We start from the raw sequence: 23,370 nt of genomic DNA on the forward strand, positions 1-23,370 counted from the left end.
CCCGACCTGCTCACCGAGGTCTTCGAGTCCCGCCCCGAGGTGCTGGCCCACAACGTCGAGACCGTGCCGCGGATCTTCAAACGCATCCGCCCCGCGTTCCGCTACGACCGCTCACTCGACGTCCTGACCCAGGCCCGGACCTTCGGCCTGGTCCCCAAGTCCAACCTCATCCTCGGCATGGGCGAGACCCGCGACGAGGTCTCCCAAGCCCTGCGCGACCTCCACGACGCCGGCTGCGAGCTCATCACCATCACCCAGTACCTCCGCCCCTCACCACGCCACCACCCCGTCGAGCGCTGGGTCAAGCCCGAGGAGTTCGTCGACCTCGCCACCGAGGCCGAGGAGATCGGCTTCGCAGGCGTCATGTCCGGCCCACTCGTACGCTCCTCCTATCGGGCCGGACGGCTGTACCGTCAAGCTATGGAACTCAGGAGTCGGTGATCCCATGGCGCTGAGCGTCTTCGACCTCTACTCGATCGGCATCGGGCCGTCGTCATCGCACACGGTCGGGCCGATGCGCGCGGCCCGCACCTTCGCCGACGGCCTCGCGGCCGACGGCGAGCTGCCCCGCGTCGCCCGGATCCGCGCCGAGCTGTTCGGCTCGCTCGGCGCGACCGGGCACGGCCACGGCTCGGTCAAGGCCGTCATCCTCGGACTCGAGGGTGACGACCCCGCGACGACCGACACCTCGACGTACGACGAGCGGGTGGCCTCGATCCTCGAGCGTCAGGAGCTGCGCCTGGCCGGGCAGCAGCCGATCCGCTTCGAGGCCGACGACGTCGTGATGCATCGCCGCCAGTCGCTGCCGGCCCACCCCAACGGCATGGTGTTCACCGCCTACGACGCCGACGACGCCGAGCTGCGGGCACGCACCTACTACTCGGTGGGCGGCGGCTTCGTCCTCGACGACACCCAGGTCGGCGCCGACCGGGTCGTGGTCGACGAGACCCCGCTCCCCCACCCGTTCAGCACGGGTGACGAGCTGCTCGCCGCCTGTGAGCGGGAGGGCATGAGCATCTCCGATCTCATGCTCGCCAACGAGCTCACCTGGCGCAGCGAGGCCGAGATCCGCGCGGGCCTGCTCGAGATCTGGCGGGTGATGGTCGAGTGCGTCGAGGAGGGCTGCCACCGGGAGGGCACCCTGCCCGGCGGGCTCAAGGTCCCGCGGCGCGCCCCCGAGCTCTACGCGAAGCTGAGCCGGGCCGGCAGCCTCGACCCGCTCGACGTGATCGACTGGGTCAACCTGTACGCGCTGGCCGTCAACGAGCAGAACGCCTCGGGCGGGCGGATCGTCACCGCACCCACGAACGGCGCCGCCGGGATCGTTCCCGCCGTGCTGCACTACTGGGTGCGCTTCGTCGCGACGGACCGCCCGGCAGAGGAGGTCGACGACGGCATCGTCCGCTTCCTCCTCACCGGCGCGGCCATCGGGATGCTGGCCAAGATGAACGCCTCCATCTCGGGGGCCGAGGTGGGCTGTCAGGGTGAGGTCGGCTCGGCCTGCGCCATGGCGGCCGGGGCGCTGTGCGAGGTCATCGGAGGCTCCCCCGAGCAGGTCGAGAACGCCGCCGAGATCGGCATCGAGCACAACCTCGGACTGACCTGCGACCCGGTCGGCGGGCTGGTGCAGATCCCGTGCATCGAGCGCAACGCGATCGCCTCGGTCAAGGCGATCAACGCCGCCCGACTCGCCCTGCACGGCACCGGCTCGCACAAGGTCAGCCTCGACAAGGCGCTCAAGACCATGCGCGAGACCGGCCGCGACATGAAGACGAAGTACAAGGAGACCTCACGTGGCGGCCTGGCCGTCAACGTGATCGAGTGCTGAGCCGCCGGGGGGCCGGGCCGGGCCGGGGGGCGGGCCGGCGTCAGTCGCGTGAGATGGCGCGGGCGACCATGTCCAGCGAGCCGGCCGGGACGCCGGGGCTGTAGAGGTAGCCCTGCACCTCGTCGCAGCCGCGCTCGCGGAGGTAGCGCTCCTGCGCCTCGGTCTCCACGCCCTCGGCCACCACGGTCATCCCGAGCGCGTGCGCCATCACGATGATGGCGTCCACGATGGCGGCGTTCTCCGCGACGCTGATCTCCTGCACGAACGAGCGGTCGATCTTGAGCTTGTCGATCGGGAAGCGGGTCAGGTAGGCGAGGCTGCTGTAGCCGCGGCCGAAGTCGTCGACCACGATCGAGACGCCGAGCGAGCGCAGGGACTCCAGCATCGCGACGACGTCGCCGTGGTCCTCGATCAACAGGCCCTCGGTGATCTCGACCTCGAGCTGCGAGGGCTCGATGCCCGCGGTCTCGATCGCACTCGCGATCTCCTCGAGCCAGGCCCGCCCGCGGAGCTGGCGGGGCGAGACGTTGACGGCGAGCCGCAGCGGCCGGCCGAGCTGCTCCTGCATCCGGGCGAGCGCCGTGCACGCCGTGGTCAGCACCCAGCCGCCGAGCTGCGTGATCATGCCGCCGTCCTCGGCGACCGGGATGAACCGGTCGGGTGGCACCGCTCCGAGCGTGGGGCTGATCCAGCGGGCGAGGGCCTCGACGCCGACCACCTCGCCGGACGCGAGGTCGACCTGGGGCTGGTAGACCAGCGAGAGCTCGTCGAGCTCGAGGGCCTGGCGCAGCGCGGCGGACAGCGAGAGGCGGTCGTTGTTGTCGACGAGCATCTGCGGCTCGAACCAGCAGATCCCGTTGCGGCCGGCTGCCTTGGCCTGATACATCGCGATGTCGACGTACTTGAGCAGGGTGGCGGCGTCGCGGCCGTCGGCCGGGAAGCATGCTCCGCCGAGACTGCCGGTGACGGCCAGCTCGTAGCCGTGCACGACCACGGGCGCGAGGACGTCGGTCATCAGCTCCTCGAGCCGACGCTCGAGGTCGGTGCCGGGCACCAGGTCCTCGAGGACGATCACGAACTCGTCGCCGCCCAACCGGGCGACCATGTCGTCGGCGCGGGTCCAGGCGAGGAGGCGCTCGGCGACGACGATGAGCAGCTCGTCGCCGATGTGGTGGCCCAACGAGTCGTTGATCCGCTTGAACTGGTCGAGGTCGATGAGCACCAGCGCGAGCTCGACGCCGTCGCGCTCGGCCCTCTCCAAGGCGTGGTCGAGATGGCGTACGAGCAGCGAGCGGTTGGGCAGGTTGGTCAGGCTGTCGTGGGTGACGATGTGCTCGATGCGCTCGCGGGCCTCGATGCGCTGGGTGATGTCGTAGGCCACGACGAGGAATCCGCCGGGTCCGCCGTCCTCGGGCGCGAGGGGAACGATCCACTCGTGCACCGGCACCAGGCTCCCGTCCTTGCGCCGGTAGGTCCATTCCGCCTCGTCCCCGGCGGCGTGCGCGAGGACCGGGGTCCCGTCGGGATAGCGCTGGCGCTGGGCGCCGTCGATCTCGACGAGCGAGCAGCCGATCAGCTCGGCCTGGGACCGGTCGACGAGCTCGGCCGCCGCGGGGTTCGCGGTCCGGATCAGCCCGGCGGCGTCGGTGGAGATGATGGCGAAGGGCATCGTGTCGAGGATGGAGCGCCACAGCGCGTCCTCACGGGCGAGCGCCACCGCCTCCTGGTCGCGCAGACGCTCGGTGATGTCGATGATCGAGGCGAGCACGAAGCGCTCCTCGCCCAACGTGATCGGGTTGAGCCCGATCTCGATCGGCATCTCGGTCCCGTCGCGGCGCAGGCCGAACAGCTCGCGGCCCACGCCCATGGCCCGGCGGTCGGGCTTCGCGGTGTACGCCGCCCGCTCGCGGCCGTGACGGGCGCGGAAGCGCTCGGGCATGAGGTCCTCGACGCCCATCGTGAGCAGGTCCGCGCACGGGTAGCCGAAGGAGCGCTCCGCCTCGGAGTTGACCAGCACGATGCGACCCGAGGCGTCGACGAGCACCATCGCACTCGGCACCGCCTCGATGATGAGCCGGAGCCGCTCGTCGTCGATCGCGTCGCGGAGCATGATTCTCCCTTCGGCCCGGGACCGCGGCATCGGAGCGGATTGGGACGATGGTCCCGGGTCGACCGCCCACGGTCGGGACCGAGCCGTCCGCCGACCTGGTGCTGGGCGCGTGGCACGTACTCTACGGCACCGGGGCCGCGACGGTCCTGGCTCTGGCCGAGGACGCGAACAGCCAGCCGTAGAAGGCGAGCAGGACCAGCCAGGAGGCGATGACCACGCCGTACATCGTGGTCCACAGCCACACCGGAACGTCCGGCTTGCGCTCGCGCTGGAGCATGAACGGCTCGTGCACGAACGCGACCTCGGTGCCGTCGTCGACCTGGACGAGACCGGCACTCGGCCCGGTGATCGCGGTGTCGGCCGGCATGTGCACGGGGATCGAGACCAGGGTGCGCAGCGGGAGGTGCAGCCGGACCAGGACCTTCCAGTCGCCGTAGAGCGGGAGCGGCTCTGCACTGCGGTACTCGCCGGCCCGGCCGGTCGACTCCATCGCGACGCTGAGCACGCCGTCGCCGAGCTCCTGGGACTCCTCCTCCCGCTTGCCCTGGTAGGCCAGCGCGGAGAACCAGATCGCGTCGTCGACCTCGTCGGGGTCGGCACGCACGGTGACCACAGCGGTGCAGCCCTGGCTGCCGATGCAGTCGTCGCTGTAGGAGACGTGACCCATGATCACGCCGGTCCCCTCGATCGGCTGGTACGTCGTGCGGCACTCGTCGCCGACGCACTGCTTGACCACATCAACCTCGCCGGCGCCGGCGGGGGCGGCGAGGAGCGCCATCAGCGCGATGAAGGTGACGGTGCCCGCCGTACCGACCCAGCGGCCGCGGGCCGAACCGGCGACACTGCCCGGCTCGGGGCTCGGGCCGAAGTCCCCGATCCGCTCCACGTGCCGCGCGAACGACCACCCGAGCAGACCGCCGCCGGCACCGGCGACACCCCCGACGGCCAGCATGAGCGGCATCTGCGACGTCTCGGGCGGCAGCGGGTAGGGCAGGAACAGATCCATCCACCACCACTCCGTCGCCAGTCCGACGGTCCCGGCCAGCAGTCCTGCGGCGCCGGCGAAGATCGGACCCCGCTCGCGCCACGCCAGGGCGAGCAGCTCGATGCAGACGGCGGCGCCGAGGAAGAGCAGCCAGTGGGCGCGGTGGATGTCGGGGATCGGCAGCGTGATCAGGAAGATCCCGACCCGGATGCCGGTGTAGGTCGCCCACGCGAGCAGAGCGCCCCCACGGCCGAGGAAGATCCTCCCGGCGGTGAAGATCCAGCCGGTCAGGAAGCCGGAGATGACGAAGAGGGTGGTGGCCGGGAACTGCGGCACGCCGAGGTCGAACTCCATGAGGAAGGCCATCGGGATGATGCACAGGCCCATCACGACGGTCATCACGACCCGCGTCGAGCGGCCGTGCGCCGGCGGACGGCCGACCTGCGCCGCCTCGGCGTAGAGCAGCGGCAGCGCGAGCACGCAGGTCACCGCGCCGCCGATCATCATCACGTGGGTCGGTCCCCACTCGGTGACGTCCTGACCGAACAGCCGGTGCCACACGTCGTCGGCAGGGAAGCCGGCGGCCGCGATCAGGCCGGCCCCGAGCAGCACCAGGGTGCCCATCGGGACCCGCCACCGCGGCGTGAGCCGGACGGTACGACGCGGCAGCGGGTCCTTCGCGAGGCCGGCCGAGACGACGCCGGCGGCGAGGAAGCCGAAGATGCCGAACATGATCGGGAAGTGCGAGGGGTTGGCCAGCGGGCCCTCGTCGCGGCCGTTCTGCATGTGGATCGGGACGTCCCAGTACACCCCGAAGGCGCAGGCGATCAGCGAGATCAGGGCGAGATAGCCGGGCAGTCCGGCCCACCGGGGCAGCCCGTCCACCGCCGCGACGCGGTCGGCCAACCGGCCGAGCGTCGTCGCCTTCCCGTCCCGCTCGCGCAGCAGGAAGATCGCCAGCGGGACGTAGATCGCGGCGAAGGCGCCGGCGGCGATGAGCACCTGGTCGAGAGCGGCCCCGCCGGCGGGCGGCGGGGTGGGTTCAACAGCGAGGAGCATGGCGTACCTCCGGGGGTCCTGTTCGGATGACGTTACTCGTCGTCACAGGTACCCGCATGGTGATCTGCGCAACGCCGGCGGGCCCCCTCCGCTCCGCCCCGCGGCAAAATGTGGACGCGTGTCAGGTCAACCTCACCCAACTCGCCCCAACAGATCATCGATGTGTCTATGATGTTGGCGTCGGGCCGCGACCGACCCCCCCAGAGGTCGCGGCCCGATGCCCGTTCCGTGGCCTCTTCCCCTCAGCCGCGCCGGTCTCACTCCCAGAAGACGCGGTCGACGACCGCGTGGGCGTGGCGGGTGATCCGCAGGTAGTCGTCGAGGAGCCGGTCGGTCTCGGTGGGCTGGTAGCCGAGGATGCTGGCGACCGCGCGGCGCTCGAGGACCGCGCGCGGGAACTCGTCGCCCGCCCGGCCGCGGGCGAGCAGGACGGCGTTGCGCACGCGGGTGGCGAGCCGCCAGGAGGCGGCGAGCGTCGCCGCGTCGTCGGAGGTCATCAGCCCGGCGTCCGCCGCCGCGCTCAGCGCGGCCAGCGTCTGCGTGGTGCGCAGGCCGGCGACCTCGGCGCCGTGGCGCAGCTGCAGCAGCTGGACGGTCCACTCGATGTCGGCCAGTCCGCCGCGGCCGAGCTTGAGGTGCAGGGCGGGGTCCGCACCGCGCGGGAGGCGCTCCTTGTCGACGCGGCCCTTGATCCGGCGGACCTCGATCACGTCGTCGGTCGTCAGTCCGCCGGCCGGATAGCGCAGCGGGTCGATCAGCGCGGTGAACCGGTCGCGCAGGCCCGCGTCGCCGACGACGGCGTCGGCTCGAAGGAGGGCCTGGGCCTCCCAGACGTGCGACCACTTGGCGTAGTAGGCGGCGTACGCGTCGAGCGTGCGCACCAGCGGTCCCTGCCGGCCCTCCGGGCGCAGGTCGGCGTCGACGACGAGCGCCGGGTCGGGGCCTGGGACGGCGAGCACACGACGCACCTCCTCGGCGACGAGCCGCGCGAAGGTGGCGGCCTCGTGGGCGTCGGCGCCCTCGGCCGGCTCGTGGACGAAGAGCACGTCGGCGTCGCTGCCGTAGGAGAGCTCGAAGCCGCCGTAGCGGCCCATGGCGACGATCGCCATCCGGGTGGGCGCGGCGTCGAGACCCCGGGCGCGGGCGGTGGACTCGACGGCGCCCTGCAGGGTGGCCTCGAGGGTCGCGTCGGTGAGCCGGGCGAGGGCGAACCCGACGTCGTCGACGTCGATGAGCCCCAGCACGTCGCCGGCCGCGATCCGCAGCAGCTCGCGGCGGCGTACGGCGCGCACGGCGCGCACGCCCTTCTCGAAGCCCTCCTGGCGACCGCCCGTGGCGAGCATCTCGTCGGTGAGCGCCGCCGAGCCGAGCGGATGGAGATCGCCGCCGAGCAGGCGGACACCGGCCGGCTCGCGCTCGAGCAGGTCGGTGCAGTAGCGGGAGGTCCCGAGCAGGTGGGCCAGCCGCTCGGCGGCCTCGCCCTCGTCGCGCAGCGTGGAGAGGTACCACGGGGTGCGGCCGAGCGCCTCGCTGATCCGGCGGAAGCCGAAGAGCCCGCCGTCGGGGTCCGGGCACTCGGCGAACCACTGCAGCATCGCGGGAAGGAGGGTGCGCTGGATCGCCGCCGTGCGACTCACCCCGGAGGTGAGCGCCTCCAGGTTGCGCAGGGCCGCCTGCGGGTCGGCGTACCCCAGGGCGGCGAGACGGGCCCCCGCGGCCTCCGAGGAGAGCCGCACCTCGTCGGCGCCGATCCGCGCCACGGCCGAGAGCAGCGGGCGGTAGAAGATCTTCTGGTGCAGCCGGCTGACCTCGCGCCGGTGGTCCTCCCAGGTCTCCTCGAGCCTGCGCTCGGACTCCTTGAAGAAGCCGAGGCTGCGCCCCAGGCGGCGCAAGGACGGCTCGTCCGCGGGCACGACGTGGGTCCGCTGCAGGCGGTGCAGCTGGATGCGGTGCTCGAGCTGGCGCAGGAAGGAGTACGCGCGATGGAGCGCCTCGCCGTCCTCGCGCCCGACGTAGCCGCCCTCGGTCAGGCGGGAGAGCGCGCTGAGCGTGGTCGGCGGGCGGATCGACTCGTCGGCGCGCCCGTGGACGAGCTGGAGCAGCTGGACGGCGAACTCCACGTCGCGCAGACCGCCGGCGCCGAGCTTGAGCTGGCGGCCGGCCTCGCGGGCCGGGATGTGCTCGAGGACGCGACGGCGCATCGCCCGGGCGGCGTCGACGAAGCCCTCGCGGTCCGCTGCCGACCACACCATCGGCGCCACCATCGCGACGAACTCGCCGCCGAGGGCGAGATCGCCCGCGACCGGGCGTGCCTTGAGCAGGGCCTGGAACTCCCAGGCCTCGGCCCAGCGCTCGTAGTAGCCCTGATGGCTGGCCAGGGTCCGGCTCAGCGGGCCCGCCTTGCCCTCGGGCCGCAGGGCCGCGTCGACCGGCCAGATCGTCCCCTCGGCCGTGTGGTCACCGCAGACCTGCATCATCTGGGCGGCCAGGCGCGCGGCGGCCCGCTCGTCGCCCTCGTGCACGAAGAGGACGTCGACGTCGGAGACGTAGTTGAGCTCGTGACCGCCGCACTTGCCCATCGCGACCACCGCGAGCCGTACGCCGTCCGCGGCCTCCCCCACCCGGAGCCGGGCGATCGCCAGGGCGGCGTCCAGGGTGCCGGCGGCCAGGTCGGACAGCTCGGCCGCGGCGTCGTCGACGCCGAGGTGGTGGGTGAGATCGCGCGCGGCGAGTCGCAGCAGGAGACGGCGGTACTCCACGCGCAGGGCGTCGAGCGCCTCGTGGTCGGGCCGGTCCGCGACCGCGGCGAGCAGCGAGGCCCGGATCGCCCAGGCCGCCGGCCGGGTCGAGCCGAGCGCGGGATCCGCCAGCTCACGCCAGTGCGCCGGGTGACGGGCCAGGTGGTCGGCCAGCGCGGCGCTCGCGCCGAGGACGCCGAGCAGGCGCATCGCCGTACCCTCGTCGTCGAGGACGGCGGCGAGGAGCGCGTCCCGCTCACCGATCTGCTCCGCGGCGTCCGCCAGGCGGCACAGTGCGCGCAGGGCGGCGTCCGGGTCGGCGGTGCGGCCCAGCAGCGCGAGCAGGTCGCCGGACCGGGGACCGAGCCGGTCGAGGTCCTCCACCGCGCCGTCCAGGTCGACGAAGCCGAGCCGGAGCAGCTCGGTGCGCTGCGACGCCCGGTTCATCTCACAGCACGGGCAGCATGCGGTCGCGCTCGAAGGCCGAGACCTGGCCGCGGTACTCGTCCCACTCGGCCCGCTTGTTGCGCAGGAAGTAGTCGAAGACCTGCTCCCCCAGGGTCTCGGCGAGCAGCTCGGAGTGCTCGGCGATCGCGATCGCGTCGTGCAGGCTCTTCGGCAGCGGCTCGATGCCGAGGCTGCGGCGCTCGCGCTCGGTGAGCGCCCACACGTCGTCCTCGGCCTCGCGGGGCAGCTCGTAGTCGTTCTCGATGCCCTTCAGCCCGGCGGCCAGCACCGCGGCGTACGCGAGATAGGGGTTGCAGGCTGAGTCGATGGTGCGCAGCTCCACGCGGGTGGACTGGCCCTTCATCGGCTTGTACATCGGCACCCGCACCATCGCGGAGCGGTTGTTGTGGCCCCAGCAGATGTACGACGGCGCCTCGCCGCCGAACATCATCCGCTTGTAGGAGTTGACCCACTGGTTGGTCACGACGCTGATCTCGCTGGCGTGGCGCAGGATGCCGGCGATGAACTGACGGCCGGTGCGGGAGAGCTGGTATTCGGCGCCCGCCTCGTAGAAGGCGTTCTGGTCGCCCTCGAAGAGCGAGAGGTGGGTGTGCATGCCCGAGCCGGGATGCGTGGTGAAGGGCTTGGGCATGAAGGTCGCCCAGATCCCCTGGCTCAGCGCGACCTCCCGGATCACGGTGCGGAAGGTCATGATGTTGTCGGCGGTGGTCAGCGCGTCGGCGTAGCGCAGGTCGATCTCCTGCTGGCCGGGGCCGCCCTCGTGGTGGCTGAACTCGACGGAGATGCCCATCGCCTCGAGCATGGTGATCGCCTCGCGGCGGAAGTCCGAGCCGTGCGAGTGCGCGGCGTGGTCGAAGTAGCCGCTGCGGTCGATCGGGACCGGCTCGTCACCCGAGCGGGGCTCGTCCTTGAACAGGTAGAACTCGATCTCGGGGTGGGTGTAGAAGGTGAACCCCTGCTCGGCCGCCTTGCCGAGGGTCCGCTTGAGCACGTTGCGCGGGTCGGCGTACGACGCGGAGCCGTCCGGCATCACGATGTCGCAGAACATCCGGGCCGTCGCCGGGCCCTCGGCGCTGCGCCACGGCAGGATCTGGAAGGTCGTCGGATCGGGCAGGGCGAGCATGTCGGCCTCGTAGACGCGCGCGAAGCCCTCGATCGCCGAGCCGTCGAACCCGATGCCCTCGGAGAACGCTCCCTCCAGCTCGGCCGGCGCCACCGCGACGGACTTGAGGAAGCCCAGCACGTCGGTGAACCACAGCCGCACGAACCGGACGTCGCGCTCCTCGAGCGCACGAAGGACGAAGTCCTCTTGCTTACCCATGGGCGCAGCCTAGTGACGTGCCATGACGTGCGTGTTGCAGCAGCGACCTTTGGTGAAACATCTCCGATCTCTGCCGGGGGGTCCCGGGACCATGGTCCCGGCCGGGAGGACCCGACCCTCGCAGTGAGAAACAGTGGGAGAACGCATGTCTGTCTGGAAGAGCCGCACCGCCGCCGTCGCCGTCGGCGCCACCATCGCCGTGGGCCTGGGGGCGAGCGGCTCCGTCGCCGCCGACCTGATCACGTCGAAGGACATCAAGAACGAGACGATCAGGTCCAAGGACGTCAAGGACGGCACGCTCAAGGGCAAGGACGTCAAGGACGGCGCCCTCACCGGCGCGGACCTCACGGACGGCTCGATCGGCCTCGCCGACCTCGCGCCCGCCGCCCGCAGCGGAGCCGCGCCGGGCATCGGCATCAACGGCACCGAGGTCGCCACACTGGCCGACGACGTCGTCATCGCCAAGATCGGCGGGCCGATCAACGACAACAACACCGACCTCCACACGGCGCTGACCCTGCCGGCGGGCCAGTACCTCGTCACGGTGGACGGCGCCGTCGAGAGCTCCGCCGACGCTGTCGCGCCCATGATCGACGTCTTCCCGCAGCTCTCGCTGTGGCTCGACAAGAACGGCGACGGCGAGTTCCGGTGGCAGGACGGCGAGGGCGACATCAGCCCCAACACGCTGATGCCGGCGGTCAAGAACCGGCACCGCTCGATCAGCGGCACCACGGTGATCACCCTGACCGCGACGACCAAGGTGGGCCTGCTCGCGTTCGGCTACGCCAGCGACCAGAGCGCCGCCCGCAGCGGCGACCAGCCCGACGCCATCAAGGTCACCTCGGCCACCCTGACCGCGACCCCGCTGAGCTGACCACAGGGCCGGTCCGGGTCACCTGCAGCGCGAACCACAGGTCGAAGCGGGTCTCGACGTCCTCGAGATCCCGGCCGAGCAGCTGCGCGGCGCGGTTGATCCGCTGGCGCAGCGTGTGGCGGTGCAGGCCGAGCTCGTGCGCGGCGGGGTCGAAGTGGCCGTGGTGGTCGAGCCAGGTCTTCAGGGAGCCGCGCAGGTCGACCCCCGACTCCGCGGTGTAGGCGTCGAGCGGCGCGAGGAACTCCTCGGCGAAGGATCGCGCGGCGCGGGGGTCGGCCACGGAGAGCGCGCCCCGGGTCAGGTCGGCGTAGCGGACGACGCGCACACCGCGGCCCGCGGCGATGTCGCAGGCGCGCTCGGCGTCGTCGAAGGCGGCGCGCAGGTGGCGCGGCTCGACCGGCCGGGAGGCGCCGAGCGCGAGCGACTCGCGGCCGGCGAGGGCCGCCTCGATGTCGACGCCCGCGGCCACGAGCGCGTAGGCGAGGTCGCCGATGAGCCCGGCGAGCGCGCGCTCCTCCCCCAGGTCCTGCAGCTCCTCGCACCACGCGACGAGCTGCTCCCGCGGACCGCGGGCGGCGACGACGACCAGCGGTCCCGCCGCGAGCAGACCCTCGCTGAGGACCGCGAGCTCGTCGGGCGCGGGCGCCGCGCCGGTGCGGACCAGCCGGATGAGCGCCGCCTGCCGCAGGCGGCGCTGGGCGGTCGGGGACTCCTGGTCGAGCCCGAAGGACAAGATGGCCGCGGCCCCGGCCACGAGCTCGCGCTGCAGCGTGCTCATCGCGGCGTCGGTGCTGACGACGAGCACCCCGCGGGCCGCGCGCCCGTTGCCCAGCGCCTGCAGCGCGATGTGCCGGCCGTCCTCGACGATCGACGTGGCGGCCTGGTTCGCGGCGCGGATCCGACTGATCTCGGATCCGAGCGCGGGGAGCAGGTCGGTGGCCTCCTCGCTGCTCCACTCCCGCACCCGGCCGGTCCCGTCGACCAGGAGCACGTCGCCGGCGACCTGCGTCGCGAGCGTCTGCACCACGCCGCGCGGCCCGGTGACCCGCGCGGCACGGGAGAGGTCCTGGTGGGCGCGGTGCACATGGAGGTGCTCGGCGCGCTCCTCGGCGACGAGGATCTCGGCCAGCGCCCGGATGACGGCGACGAACGGGGTCGCCTCGGCGACCTCGAGCAGCGTCAGCCCCGCCCTCGCGGCCGCATCGACGAGCGGCTCGGGCGTGGAGTCGGCGACCACGCCGGCCCCGAAGCCGAGGGCCACGACGCCCGCGGCGACCAGCCGGTCGACGTACTCGTCGAGCGAGGCGAGGTCGCTGGGCAGCCACATGCCGGTGGTGAGGACGAGCTCGCCGCCCATGAGGTACTTCGTCGGGTCGACCAGCTCGCTGACCGCGACGGAGTGCACCGGACGCTCGGAGGCCTCGTCACCGGTGAGGACCTTGAGCTGGAGCCCGGGATGGCCGACGAGGGTTGCGAGGGCGACCACCATGTCCGGACCGTACAGCGGCCCACCGTCCAGCGGAAGTGATCCGCGGGCCATGGTGGCGCGAGCACCCCGACCACCCGCCACAGTGGCAGGCCGTCGCCGTCTCACCGTGCCGGTCTGGCGATAGCGCGCGGGGTGACCTGGCTCACAGAATGCTCGGACGGCTCCGAACGACCCGGGAGGGTGAAGATGAGTGAGCAGCCCGTCGGACCGATCGACGCCTCGCAGGTGCCCCGCTATTGCGGGCCGTCGACCTTCGCCCGCCTCCCCGAGATCCGCGACGTCGACCGCGCGGACGTCGCGGTGGTCGGCATCCCCTTCGACTCCGGAGTCTCGTACCGGCCGGGAGCCCGCTTCGGTCCCAGCCACATCAGGGCCTCGTCCAAGCTGCTGCGCCCGTTCCACCCGCCGCTGGGCGTCTCGCCGTTCGCGACCCTCCAGGTGGCCGACGCCGGCGACATCGCGGTCAACCCCTTCGACCTCGAGGATGCGATCGCCGGCATCGAGCGCGGCGCGGACGCGCTGAAGGAGCGGGCCGACCGGGTGCTGACCCTCGGCGGCGACCACACCATCGCGCTGCCCCTGCTGCGCTCGCTGCACCGCACCCACGGACCCATCTCGGTGCTGCACTTCGACGCGCATCTCGACACCTGGGACACCTACTTCGGCGCGCCGTACACCCACGGCACGCCGTTCCGCCGCGCCAGCGAGGAGGGACTGCTGGACCCGGAGGGCTGCCTGCACATGGGCATCCGCGGCCCGCTCTACGACGCCGCGGACCTCACCGACGACGCGGCCCTGGGCTTCGCCATCGTCCGCGCCGACGACTACGAGACCGACGGGCTGGCGACCGCGATCGAGCGGATGGTGGCCCGCCTGGGCGACCGTCCGGTCTACGTGTCCATCGACATCGACGTCCTCGACCCGGCGCACGCCCCGGGCACGGGCACCCCGGAGGCCGGCGGGCTCACCAGCCGCGAGCTGCTGCACACCCTGCGCGCCCTGGTCGGCCGCAACGTGGTCGGAGCCGACATCGTCGAGGTCGCGCCCGCCTACGACCATGCCGAGATCACCGGGATCGCGGCCAGCCACGTCGCCTACGAGCTGCTCTCCGTGGTGGCGCGCAACGCCGCGATCTGATCCCTCTCCCCCATCCGCAGGACCGACGCGAAAGGACGGCGTCATGGACAAGGCGATCGTCATCGTCTACATCATCAGCATGATCGGCTTCGGCTTCGTCGGGAAGGCGAAGGCGACGACCGAGTCAGACTTCCTGGTGGCCGGGCGTCGCCTCGGCCCGGCGCTGTACGGCGGGACGATGGCCGCGATCGTGCTCGGCGGCGCGTCGACGATCGGCGGCGTGGGTCTCGGCTACGAGTACGGCCTGTCGGGCATGTGGCTGGTGGTCAGCATCGGCATGGGCATCCTGCTGCTGAGCCTGCTCTTCGCCCACCGGATCCAGCGACTGCGCATCTACACCGTCAGCCAGATGCTGACCCTGCGCTACGGGCCGGGCTCGCACGTGCTGTCCGGGGTGGTGATGTGCGCCTACACCCTGATGTTGGCGACGACCTCGACGATCGCCTACGCGACGATCTTCTCGGTGCTCTTCGACATGGGCAAGGTGCCGGCCATCATGATCGGCGGCGGCACGGTCATCCTCTACTCCGCGCTGGGCGGCATGTGGTCGATCACGCTGACCGACTTCGTCCAGTTCTTCATCAAGACGATCGGCATCTTCTTCATCCTGGTCCCGGTCGCCCTCGTCAAGGCGGACGGCTGGGGCGGCGTCACCGAAGGCTTCGAGAAGGTCACCGGGCACTCCGGCACGGACCTCACCGCCATCGGCGGGCAGACGATCATCACCTACTTCGTCATCTACACCTTCGGGCTCCTCATCGGCCAGGACATCTGGCAGCGCGTCTTCACCGCCAAGACCCCCGGGGTGGCGCGCTGGGCCGGCACCGCGGCCGGCGTCTACTGCCTCGCCTACGCCTTCGCCGGCTCCGTGATCGGCATGTCCGCCCGCGTCCTGCTGCCGGCCGGGGACGCCGCGGTGAAGGACGACGCCTTCGCGGCCTTCGTCGAGTTCGCGCTGAACCCGGTGCTCGCCGGGCTCGTCCTGGCCGCGGCGCTGGCCGCGGTGATGTCGACCTCCAGCGGGGCCCTGATCGCAAGCGCGACGGTCGCCCGGCAGGACATCGTCCAGCTGATCCGCGGCGCCGCCGGCCACGAGGACACCGGCGACGAGCACGACCACGTGACCGGCAACCGGCTCTACCTGATCGCCTTCGGCATCGTGATGATCGCCCTCGCCTGCGTCCTGCAGGACGTCGTGGCCGCTCTGACCGTGGCCTACGACATCCTCGTCGGCGGCCTCCTCGTCGCGATCCTCGGCGGCCTGGTCTGGCGGCGTGGCAACAACCGGGGCGCCCTGGTCTCGATCGGGGTCGGCGTGGCGGTCACCCTCGCCACGATGCTGATCGTCGGCGACATCTACGCCAACGAGCCGATCTACTACGGCCTGGCCGCCTCGGCGCTCTCCTACATCGTCACCAGCCTCCTCACCCCGCCCACCGACCCGGTGGTCATGGCGGAGTGGGACGCTCGCAACGCCGGCACGAGCACCGAGGTGCCCGCCGCCGAGCCGGCCTGACGGATCCCGGTCACCGTTCGTCACCGTTCTCTCCCAACCGGCAAGAAGGAGTCCCCCATGAGCACCCCACCGTCTCGTCGTCCCGCCGCCAAGGCCACCGCGAAGAAGGCCACCGCGAAGAAGACGACCGCGAAGAAGACGTCGGCCAAGAAGGCACCTGCCCCGAGGACGACCAAGAAGGCGGCACCGGAGCCGGTGACCCCCGAGCCCGTCGAGGAGTACCACGAGCCGCCGGGCACCGAGCCGGTCCCGACCCTGGGCACCGACGCGGCGTTCGCTCCCGCGGCGCCGCCCGTCCCCCGTCGTCGTACCCTGCGCAACATGTCGGAGGTGCGGCACTTCTTCCGCACCAACGACGTTCCCGTCTACTTCATCGGCGCCACGCCGTTCAACCTGCTCGGCCTGGACCGGTGGGTGCGCAACTTCACCTATGTCACCTACTACGACGCGTGGGACGGCGCGCACCCGCGGGTGTTCACGCCCACCAACAAGCCCTACGTCGAGTTCGAGTCGGGCGAGGACATCAACAACTGGCTGCTGTGCAACGCCGAGGTGCGGGCGTTCATCGCGGCCCGCCAGGCGCAGACGGGCACGGGCGAGCGGCCGAAGATCGCGATGGTGTTCTTCGACGAGGAGACCGAGCGGATCTGCGACGAGCTCGGCTACGACCTGATCCTGCCCTCGGCCGAGCTCCGCACCCGGCTGGACTCCAAGCTGGTCACCACCCGCCTCGGCAACGAGGTCGGCGTGCCGAGCGTGCCCAACGTGATGGCGAGCGTCGACTCGTGGGACCAGCTCGTGGCGGCCGCCGAGGACGCCGGCCTGGGAACCGACCTCGTCGTGCAGACGGCGTACGGCGACTCGGGCAAGACGACCTTCTTCATCGCGTCCGAGGCCGACTGGACCGCCCACGCCGACGACATCGTCGGCGAGGAGGTCAAGGTGATGAAGCGCATCGACAACCGTCCGGTCGCCGTCGAGGCGGTGCTGACGTCGTGCGGCACGGTGGTCGGTCCGTTCATGTCCGAGCTGACCGGGCACCGCAAGCTGACCCCCTACCGCGGCGGCTGGTGCGGCAACGAGATGTACCCCGAGGTGCTGACCGGCGAGCTGCGGGCGCGCGCCGCCGACCTGGTCCGCCGCCTCGGCGACCGCCTCGGCCAGGAGGGCTACCGCGGCTTCTTCGAGGTCGACGTGCTCGTCGACGTCGACACCGACGAGGTCTACCTCGGCGAGCTGAACCCGCGGATCAGCGGCGCGTCGGCCATCACCAACGTCACCGCCGGCGCGTACGCCGACGTACCGCTCTTCCTCTTCCACCTGCTCGAATACCTCGACGTCGAGATCGACCTCGACGTCGACGAGATCAACGAGCGCTGGCAGGAGCTCGCCGCCGTCGACCTCTGGTCGCAGATGATCATCAAGGAGACCTCGCCGGTGGTCGAGCTGATCGGGACGGCGGCGCCGACCGGGCAGTACACGCTCGACGCGTCCGGCGCGCTCGTCTTCCGGCGGGCGGCGCTCGACTGGCACCAGCTGCAGAACGAGAGCGAGGCCTTCTTCCTGCGCATCTACGGGCCCGGGGACTACCGCTGGAAGGGTGCCGACCTCGGCGTCCTGGTCACGAAGGGACGGCTGCAGACCGGCCGTCCCGGCGAACCGGCGGGGCTGACCATCCGGGCCCGGCACCTCATCGACTCGATCCGCGCGCAGTACTCCGGGACGCCGATGATGCCGCCGGCGGGGTCGGCGGGTCCCGGCGAGACCGATCTCACCTCGGTCGGCTCCGTTGGCAAGGGGTAGTTCGGCGGAGCAGGCGACTAGCATCCATGAGGTGTTAGGCGAGCAGACGGACCGACCCGTCACGGACGGCGTGACCCTCGAGAACTGGCAGACCGCGGGCTTCCTCGACTGGTCCTTCCAGCACATCGAGGATCTCTTCCCCACGGCGCGCATCGAGCGCGGTGTGGGTCCGGTCGCCGATCTCGGCCTGCTCTCCGGCACGCCGACGGAGGCGCCGCCGGCCCTCTCGGCGGTCGAGGTCCTGCTCGCCGACGGCCGGGTGCTCACCGCCGGGCAGATCATGGACGCGACCGAGACCGACGGCTGGGTCGTCGCGCAGCACGGACGCGTGCTCACCGAGCACTACCCGCGCGCCATGGCGCCCGGCACTCGTCACCTGCTGATGTCGGTGAGCAAGTCGCTCGTCGGGGCCGTCGCCGGGGCACTGGCCGGGCAGGGCGTCCTCGACCCGGCGCAGCCGGTCACGGCGTACGTCCCGGCCCTCGATGCCAGCGGGTACTCCGGCGCGACGGTGCGCCACCTGCTCGACATGCGCTCCGGGATCCACTTCTCGGAGGACTACCTCGACCCGGCGGCCGAGGTCCGCGTCCTCGAGCAGGCGATCGGCTGGGCTCCGCGCACGCGCCCCGGCGTCCCGTCGACGATGTACGACTTCCTGGTCACCCTGCAGCAGAAGAGCCCCCACGGCGGGCCGTTCGAGTACCGCTCCGGCGAGACCGACGTCCTGGGATGGGTCTGCGAGGCCGCCGCGGGCCAGCGGATGCCGGAGCTGATGTCGGCCCTGCTGTGGTCGCGGATCGGCGCCGAGGAGGACGCCGTGATCGGCGTCGACTCGGTCGGGTCCGGCATGTTCGACGGCGGGATCTGCGCGACGCTGCGCGATCTCGTCCGGTTCGGCCACCTGCTCGGTCACGGCGGGGCGTCGCTGACCGGCGAGCAGGTGCTCCCGGCCTGGTGGGTCGAGGACACCTTGACCGGTGACGTCGACTCACGGGAGGCGTTCGCGAGCAGCCCGACCGCCACGCTCATGCCGGGCGGCATGTACCGCAACCAGGTCTGGCTGCCGTACGCCGGCTCCGACGTGCTGCTCTGCCTGGGCATCCACGGGCAGATGATCTACGTCAACCGTCCGGCCGGCGTCGTCGCTGCGAAGCTGTCGAGCTGGCCCGAGCCGCAGCACCCGTGGAAGCTGTTCAGCACCCTGGCCGCGTTCGACGCGATCACGGCCGCGCTGGCCTGATCCGCGCGCAGCAGCCCGGCCCCGGCGCGACCGGCTCCATGGTGGCGTCCGAGCGCCGGGCGAGGGCGGTGAGGAAGGTGCGGTTGACCCCGCAGATCAGGTCGCGGTGGTCCTGCGCGAGCCGGTCGAAGGGACAGTTGGCCAGGCAGATCGCACCCTCCTCGGTCCGCGGCTCGTAGCCGAGCGGGGCGAGCGTCTCCAGGACCGCTCGCTGCGCACCGGTCACCGCGTCGGCGGCGTCGTCCGCGGCGGCGGCGAGGGCGTCGGTCATCGGCGTGCCGGACAGGGTCCGCTCCACGGCGTCGGCGAGCACCTGTCCGGCCAGGTCGTAGCGCCGGCTCGGGACGCTGACGGTCAGCTCCCGTCGTGAGCGGCGGTAGAGCTTGGCGGGCCGACCGGCGCCCGGCCCGGTGCGCCCGGTCAGCCGGCGGAACTCGGTGACGAGCAGGCCCTCCTCGACCAGCCGCTCGAGGTGGAACTTGGCGGTGTGGCGCGGGACGTCGACCCCGCTCGCGGCCTGGTCACGGCTCACCGCGCCCGGCTGCTCGGCGACGAACCGGTAGAGCGCGCGTCGTACCGGATCGGCCAGGGCGCCCACGCGTGCCACCCGCTGCCCGAACGCCTCGTCCATGACCTGCTCCCTCCCCCGCGCCTCTACCGGACACGAGTCTTGTCGAAAGATCGTCGCAGGTCTACCGTCAATCGTGATGTCCCTTACAAACAAGGGACCGCTCGAGAAAGGGGCCAACCATGGCCAGCACCCACGCGTGGGACCACCTCACCCACGACATGCGCGAGGAGATGCACGACCTCACGCACTTCGCCACCGTCGACGCCGTCCACCAGAGCCGCGTGGCTCTCTGGGCGACCTTCGTCGCGCTCCCCGTCCTGTGGGGGCTCGACATGATGACCAACCTCGTCACCGACAGCACCACGTGGGAGGGCTCGATCTCGACGTGGGCCGACAACCTCCTGCCCGGCAACGCAGCCGACGCGGTGATGTGGTTCGGCGCGATCACGCTCCTGATCGGGCTGCTCGTCGCCGCCGTGCCGCAGTTCGGCGGGGACGTACTCGGGATCTGGTTCGTCCTGCTGGCTGTCAACCTGTTCAGCGTGGACCAGATGGCCTACCTCGGCCTGGGCATGGTCGCGCTGGCCGCGTGCTGCTTCTGCATGGCACGGATGATGCGCGGGGACCACCGCCGGGAGGCGTAGCGGTCGATGCGCCCGGTGCGCTCGGGGTCTCAGTCGGCGGGGACGTTGGCCGCCAGCTCGGCCAGCCACGCGGCCGGGCTGGCGTCCGACGGCATCCGCCAGTCGCCGCGGGGCGACATGGTGCCGCCGGGGCTGACCTTCGGCCCGTTCGGCAGCGCCGACCGCTTGAACTGGCTGCTGAAGAAGCGCCGTACGAAGACCTCCAGCCACTGCCGGATCGTGGCCAGGTCGTAGGACGTACGCCGTTCCTCCGGGAATCCCGGCGGCCACTCGCCGACGGCCTGGTCATGCCAGGCATGCCAGGCGAGGAAGGCGATCTTGCTGGGCCGGTAGCCGCGCCGGATCACGTGGAAGAGCGTGAAGTCCTGCAGGGCGTAGGGACCGACCGAGTCCTCGGTGGCCTGCGGCTTCTTGCCCTCCTCGGTGGGGATCAGCTCCGGGGTGATCTCCTGCTCCAGGATCTCGCGCAGCAGCAGGTCCGCCTCATCGTCGTAGTCCCCGCCGTGCAGCTGGCTGCTGTCGATCACCCACCGGATCAGGTGCTGGATGAGCGTCTTGGGCACGCCCGCGTTGACGTTGTAGTGCGACATCTGGTCGCCCACGCCGTAGGTGCACCAGCCCAGGGCCAGCTCGGAGAGGTCGCCGGTGCCGAGCACGATCCCGCCGCGGTGGTTGGCCAGCCGGAACAGGTAGTCGGTACGCAGACCGGCCTGGACGTTCTCGAAGGTGATGTCGTAGACCGGCTCCCCCTGCGCGAACGGGTGCTTGAGCCCCTCCAGCATGGTGCGCGCGGCGGGCTTGATGTCCAGCTCCTCGAACGTGCAGCCCAGCGCCTGCGAGAGCCGGGTGGCGTAGGACTTCGTGGTGTCGCCCGTGGCGAAGCCCGGCATCGTGAACGCGTGGATGTCGCTGCGGGGGCGTCCCAGCCGGTCCATCGCCTTGGCCGCGACGATCAGCGCGTGGGTCGAGTCGAGACCCCCGCTGACACCGATCACGACCTTGGGCTGACCGATCGACGCGAGCCGCTGCTCGAGGCCGGAGACCTGGATGTTGTAGGCCTCGTAGCAGTCCAGGGCCAGGCGCGCCGGGTCGTCGGGAACGAACGGGTAGCGGTCGACCTTGCGGCGCAGCCCGATGTCACCGGCCGGGGGATCCAGCTCGAAGGCGATCCTCCGCAGCTCCTCGACACCGGCACCGACCCGGTTGTCGTCGAAGGTGCCCTGCCGCATCCGCTCCTGGCGGATCCGGTCGAGGTCGACGTCGACGACGGTACGACGCGGCCCGTCCGGGAAGCGCTCGGACTCCCCCAGCAGCTCGCCCAGCTCGTAGACCATGGTCTGCCCGTCCCAGGACAGGTCGGTCGTCGACTCGCCCTGGCCGGCGGCGGCGTACAGGTAGGCGGCCGAGCACCGGCTGCTCGCGCTCCGGGCCAGCAGGTGCCGGTCCTCGGCCCGCGCGATCGTGATCGGGCTGCCCGAGATGTTGGCCAGCACGGTCGCCCCGGCCAGCGCGGCCTCCGCGCTCGGCGGGATCGGCACCCACATGTCCTCGCACACCTCGACGTGCAGCACCAGGCCCGGCACGTCCGTGGCCTCGAACAGCAGGTCGTTGCCGAACGGGACCTCGGCGCCGTCGAGCTCGATCCGGCCACCCCGCACAGCCGCGCCCGGCGCGAACCACCGCGCCTCGTAGAACTCGCGGTAGGTCGGCAGGTAGGACTTCGGAGCCACGCCGAGCACCCGACCGCCCTGGATGACCACCGCGCAGTTGTAGACCCGGTTGCCCACGCGCAGCGGCGCGCCGACCACCAGGACCGGTCGCAGCTCGGCCGAGGCCACGGTGAGGTCGAGGATCGCCTCGCCGACCGCCTCGAGCAGGGTGTCCTGCAGGAAGAGGTCGTCCACGGCGTACCCGGTCAGACCGAGCTCCGGGAACACCGCGACCGTCACCCCCTCCTCGTGGCACTCGCGCGCCTGCTCGAGGGTGCGGGCGGCGTTGGTCGCGGGGTCAGCGACGGCGACCGGCAGGGTCACCGTCGCGACGCGTGCGAACCCGTGGGCATAGGCCGAGTAGAAGTCCACGGACCCGAGTGTAGGGAGCACGATGAATCGACGTCCGGACGCCGGTCTGCACGCCATGACCATCGCGAGCGGCCACATCCAGCCCTGCCTGTGGTTCGACGACCGCTTGGAGGAGGCAGCCCGCTTCTACACCGCGATCTTCCCGAACTCCTCGATCGCCCATCTCGGACCGCTGGCCGGGGAGTTCATCCTCGACGGGCTCACCTTCCGCGGCGTCAACGGCGGACCGGACCTGCCCTTCCACGGGTCGGCGTTCGCCATCAACTGCCGTGACCAGTCGGAGGTCGACTACTACTGGGACTCGCTGGCCGACGGCGGCGAGGAGTCCGTGTGCGGCTGGCTCACCGACCGGTTCGGACTGTCGTGGCAGGTGGTGCCGGCCCGGCTGCACGAGCTCCTCACCGACCCCTCTCCCGCCCGCGCCACGGCGGCGAGCCGGGCGTTGCTGGGCATGCGCCGGATCGTCGTCGCCGACCTCGAGGCGGCCGCGGACGCCGCCGGGCCCGGCGTCGCGTCGAGGTGAGCGAGCACACAGCGCGCGCTGCGGTCGTGCGGGACTAGCCTCGTGGTTGCCCGTCAACGAACGTGGACCCGCCAGGGCCGCGAGTCACCCAGAACGGAGCTCGACGATGAGCAGCACCACCCCCGAAGAGACCGCGCCGTACGGCGACGGCACCGCCCCTGGACCCGCGCCGATCAAGCGCGTCCGCACCCACCACCTGCGCGAGCTCAAGCAGCGCGGGGAGCGCTTCTCGATGCTCACCAGCTATGACCAGCTGACCGCCCAGATCTTCGACGAGGCCGGCATCGAGGTCCTCCTCGTCGGCGACAGCGCGTCCAACAACGTCCTCGGCAACGCGACCTCCCTGCCGGTCACCGTGGACGAGCTGATCCCGCTGACGCGCGCCGTCAGCCGCTCGGTCACCCGTGCGCTGGTCGTCGGCGACCTGCCGTTCGGCAGCTACCAGGCCTCGCCCGAGCAGGGCTACCTGACCGCCGCGCGGTTCATGAAGGAGGGCGGCGCGCACTGCGTGAAGCTCGAGGGCGGGGTCGAGATGGTCCCCCAGATCGAGAGGATGACCCGCGGCGGCATCCCCGTCATGGCCCACATCGGCTTCACCCCGCAGTCCGAGCACGCGCTCGGCGGCTACCGCGTGCAGGGCCGCGGCGAGGCCGCCGAGCGGGTCCTGCGCGACGCCCTCGCCGTCCAGGAGGCCGGAGCGTTCGCGGTCGTCATGGAGATGGTGCCCGGCGACGTCGCCGCCGAGGTCACCGCCAAGCTCGAGATCCCCACGATCGGCATCGGCGCAGGCAACCAGTGCGACGGGCAGGTCCTCGTCTGGCAGGACGCCTTCGGACTGCGGACCGGCAGGATGCCGCGCTTCGTCAAGCAGTACGCCGACCTCCGCTCGGTTCTCCTCGACGCGGCCCGCGCCTACGACACCGAGGTCAAGGACGGCAGCTTCCCGGCGGCGGAGCACACCTTCTGATCCGCCCGACCGGTTG

At 71.7% G+C, this 23,370-nt stretch carries 17 protein-coding genes; 10 read left to right on the top strand and 7 right to left on the bottom strand.

Features of this window, described 5'->3' with window-relative positions:
• Together FHP29_RS01675 and FHP29_RS01680 are read left to right on the top strand one after the other, a co-directional pair.
• A partial coding sequence (locus tag FHP29_RS01675) for a lipoyl synthase (protein ID WP_476703657.1) occupies positions 1 to 441 on the top strand: 441 nt, incomplete at its 5' end.
• A gap of 4 nt (positions 442 to 445) precedes the next feature.
• Entirely contained in the window at positions 446 to 1,828 is a 1,383-nt protein-coding gene (locus tag FHP29_RS01680) for an L-serine ammonia-lyase (protein WP_139621146.1), read from the top strand.
• Between the two features lie 40 nt (positions 1,829 to 1,868).
• On the opposite strand, the gene FHP29_RS01685 is transcribed toward FHP29_RS01680, so the two are convergent.
• The 4 genes from FHP29_RS01685 to FHP29_RS01700 all read right to left on the bottom strand — a co-directional run bounded on the left by FHP29_RS01685 (position 1,869) and on the right by FHP29_RS01700 (position 10,509).
• The gene (locus FHP29_RS01685; protein ID WP_158296442.1) at positions 1,869 to 3,938 is read right to left on the bottom strand and encodes a putative bifunctional diguanylate cyclase/phosphodiesterase; all 2,070 of its coding nucleotides are present in this window, start codon (positions 3,936 to 3,938) and stop codon (positions 1,869 to 1,871) included.
• A gap of 121 nt (positions 3,939 to 4,059) precedes the next feature.
• Positions 4,060 to 5,982, bottom strand: a complete 1,923-nt coding sequence (locus tag FHP29_RS01690; protein ID WP_139621148.1) for an ABC transporter permease — start codon at positions 5,980 to 5,982, stop codon at positions 4,060 to 4,062.
• A 257-nt stretch (positions 5,983 to 6,239) separates the two neighbouring features.
• Positions 6,240 to 9,167, bottom strand: coding sequence for a bifunctional [glutamine synthetase] adenylyltransferase/[glutamine synthetase]-adenylyl-L-tyrosine phosphorylase (locus FHP29_RS01695; protein ID WP_139621149.1), 2,928 nt, complete (start codon positions 9,165 to 9,167; stop codon positions 6,240 to 6,242).
• A gap of 1 nt (position 9,168) precedes the next feature.
• A complete protein-coding gene (locus FHP29_RS01700; protein ID WP_139621150.1) occupies positions 9,169 to 10,509 on the bottom strand; it encodes a glutamine synthetase family protein in 1,341 nt (446 codons plus the stop codon).
• 145 nt (positions 10,510 to 10,654) lie between these two features.
• Here FHP29_RS01700 and FHP29_RS01705 point away from each other — a divergent pair, with 145 nt between their 5' ends.
• Complete coding sequence (locus tag FHP29_RS01705; RefSeq protein WP_139621151.1) at positions 10,655 to 11,383, top strand: hypothetical protein; 729 nt, start codon at positions 10,655 to 10,657, stop codon at positions 11,381 to 11,383.
• Here the strand turns inward: FHP29_RS01705 and FHP29_RS01710 are convergent.
• On the bottom strand, positions 11,346 to 12,872 hold the full coding sequence (locus FHP29_RS01710; RefSeq protein ID WP_158296443.1) for a PucR family transcriptional regulator: 1,527 nt from the start codon (positions 12,870 to 12,872) through the stop codon (positions 11,346 to 11,348). The two genes, FHP29_RS01705 and FHP29_RS01710, sit on opposite strands and share 38 nt — an antisense overlap.
• Positions 12,873 to 13,058: 186 nt before the next feature.
• On the opposite strand from FHP29_RS01710, the gene speB reads away from it, so the two are divergent.
• The 4 genes from speB to FHP29_RS01730 are packed head-to-tail and all read left to right on the top strand — an operon-like array spanning position 13,059 to position 18,568.
• Positions 13,059 to 14,009 (top strand): agmatinase, encoded by a 951-nt coding sequence (speB, locus tag FHP29_RS01715; RefSeq protein ID WP_139621153.1) that lies wholly within the window; start codon positions 13,059 to 13,061, stop codon positions 14,007 to 14,009.
• Positions 14,010 to 14,052: 43 nt separating this feature from the next.
• On the top strand, positions 14,053 to 15,525 hold the full coding sequence (locus tag FHP29_RS01720; protein ID WP_139621154.1) for a sodium:solute symporter family protein: 1,473 nt from the start codon (positions 14,053 to 14,055) through the stop codon (positions 15,523 to 15,525).
• 57 nt (positions 15,526 to 15,582) lie between these two features.
• The gene (locus FHP29_RS01725; RefSeq protein ID WP_139621155.1) at positions 15,583 to 17,328 is read left to right on the top strand and encodes a biotin carboxylase; all 1,746 of its coding nucleotides are present in this window, start codon (positions 15,583 to 15,585) and stop codon (positions 17,326 to 17,328) included.
• Positions 17,329 to 17,359: 31 nt separating this feature from the next.
• Positions 17,360 to 18,568, top strand: coding sequence for a serine hydrolase domain-containing protein (locus FHP29_RS01730; RefSeq protein ID WP_240044238.1), 1,209 nt, complete (start codon positions 17,360 to 17,362; stop codon positions 18,566 to 18,568).
• Here the strand turns inward: FHP29_RS01730 and FHP29_RS01735 are convergent.
• Entirely contained in the window at positions 18,549 to 19,199 is a 651-nt protein-coding gene (locus tag FHP29_RS01735; protein WP_139621156.1) for a helix-turn-helix transcriptional regulator, read from the bottom strand. The two genes, FHP29_RS01730 and FHP29_RS01735, sit on opposite strands and share 20 nt — an antisense overlap.
• Before the next feature lie 119 nt (positions 19,200 to 19,318).
• Here FHP29_RS01735 and FHP29_RS01740 point away from each other — a divergent pair, with 119 nt between their 5' ends.
• Positions 19,319 to 19,783 (top strand): hypothetical protein, encoded by a 465-nt coding sequence (locus tag FHP29_RS01740; protein ID WP_139621157.1) that lies wholly within the window; start codon positions 19,319 to 19,321, stop codon positions 19,781 to 19,783.
• Between the two features lie 29 nt (positions 19,784 to 19,812).
• Here FHP29_RS01740 and FHP29_RS01745 read toward each other — a convergent pair whose 3' ends face one another.
• Positions 19,813 to 21,921 (bottom strand): NAD(+) synthase, encoded by a 2,109-nt coding sequence (locus FHP29_RS01745; RefSeq protein WP_205013795.1) that lies wholly within the window; start codon positions 21,919 to 21,921, stop codon positions 19,813 to 19,815.
• Between FHP29_RS01745 and FHP29_RS01750 the strand changes: the two genes are divergently transcribed.
• A complete protein-coding gene (locus tag FHP29_RS01750; protein WP_240044239.1) occupies positions 21,887 to 22,387 on the top strand; it encodes a VOC family protein in 501 nt (166 codons plus the stop codon). The two genes, FHP29_RS01745 and FHP29_RS01750, sit on opposite strands and share 35 nt — an antisense overlap.
• Positions 22,388 to 22,493: 106 nt before the next feature.
• Complete coding sequence (gene panB / locus FHP29_RS01755; protein ID WP_139621159.1) at positions 22,494 to 23,354, top strand: 3-methyl-2-oxobutanoate hydroxymethyltransferase; 861 nt, start codon at positions 22,494 to 22,496, stop codon at positions 23,352 to 23,354.
• Positions 23,355 to 23,370 lie beyond the last annotated feature (16 nt).

The organism is Nocardioides albidus, assembly GCF_006335005.1.
Lineage (GTDB): Bacteria > Actinomycetota > Actinomycetes > Propionibacteriales > Nocardioidaceae > Nocardioides > Nocardioides albidus.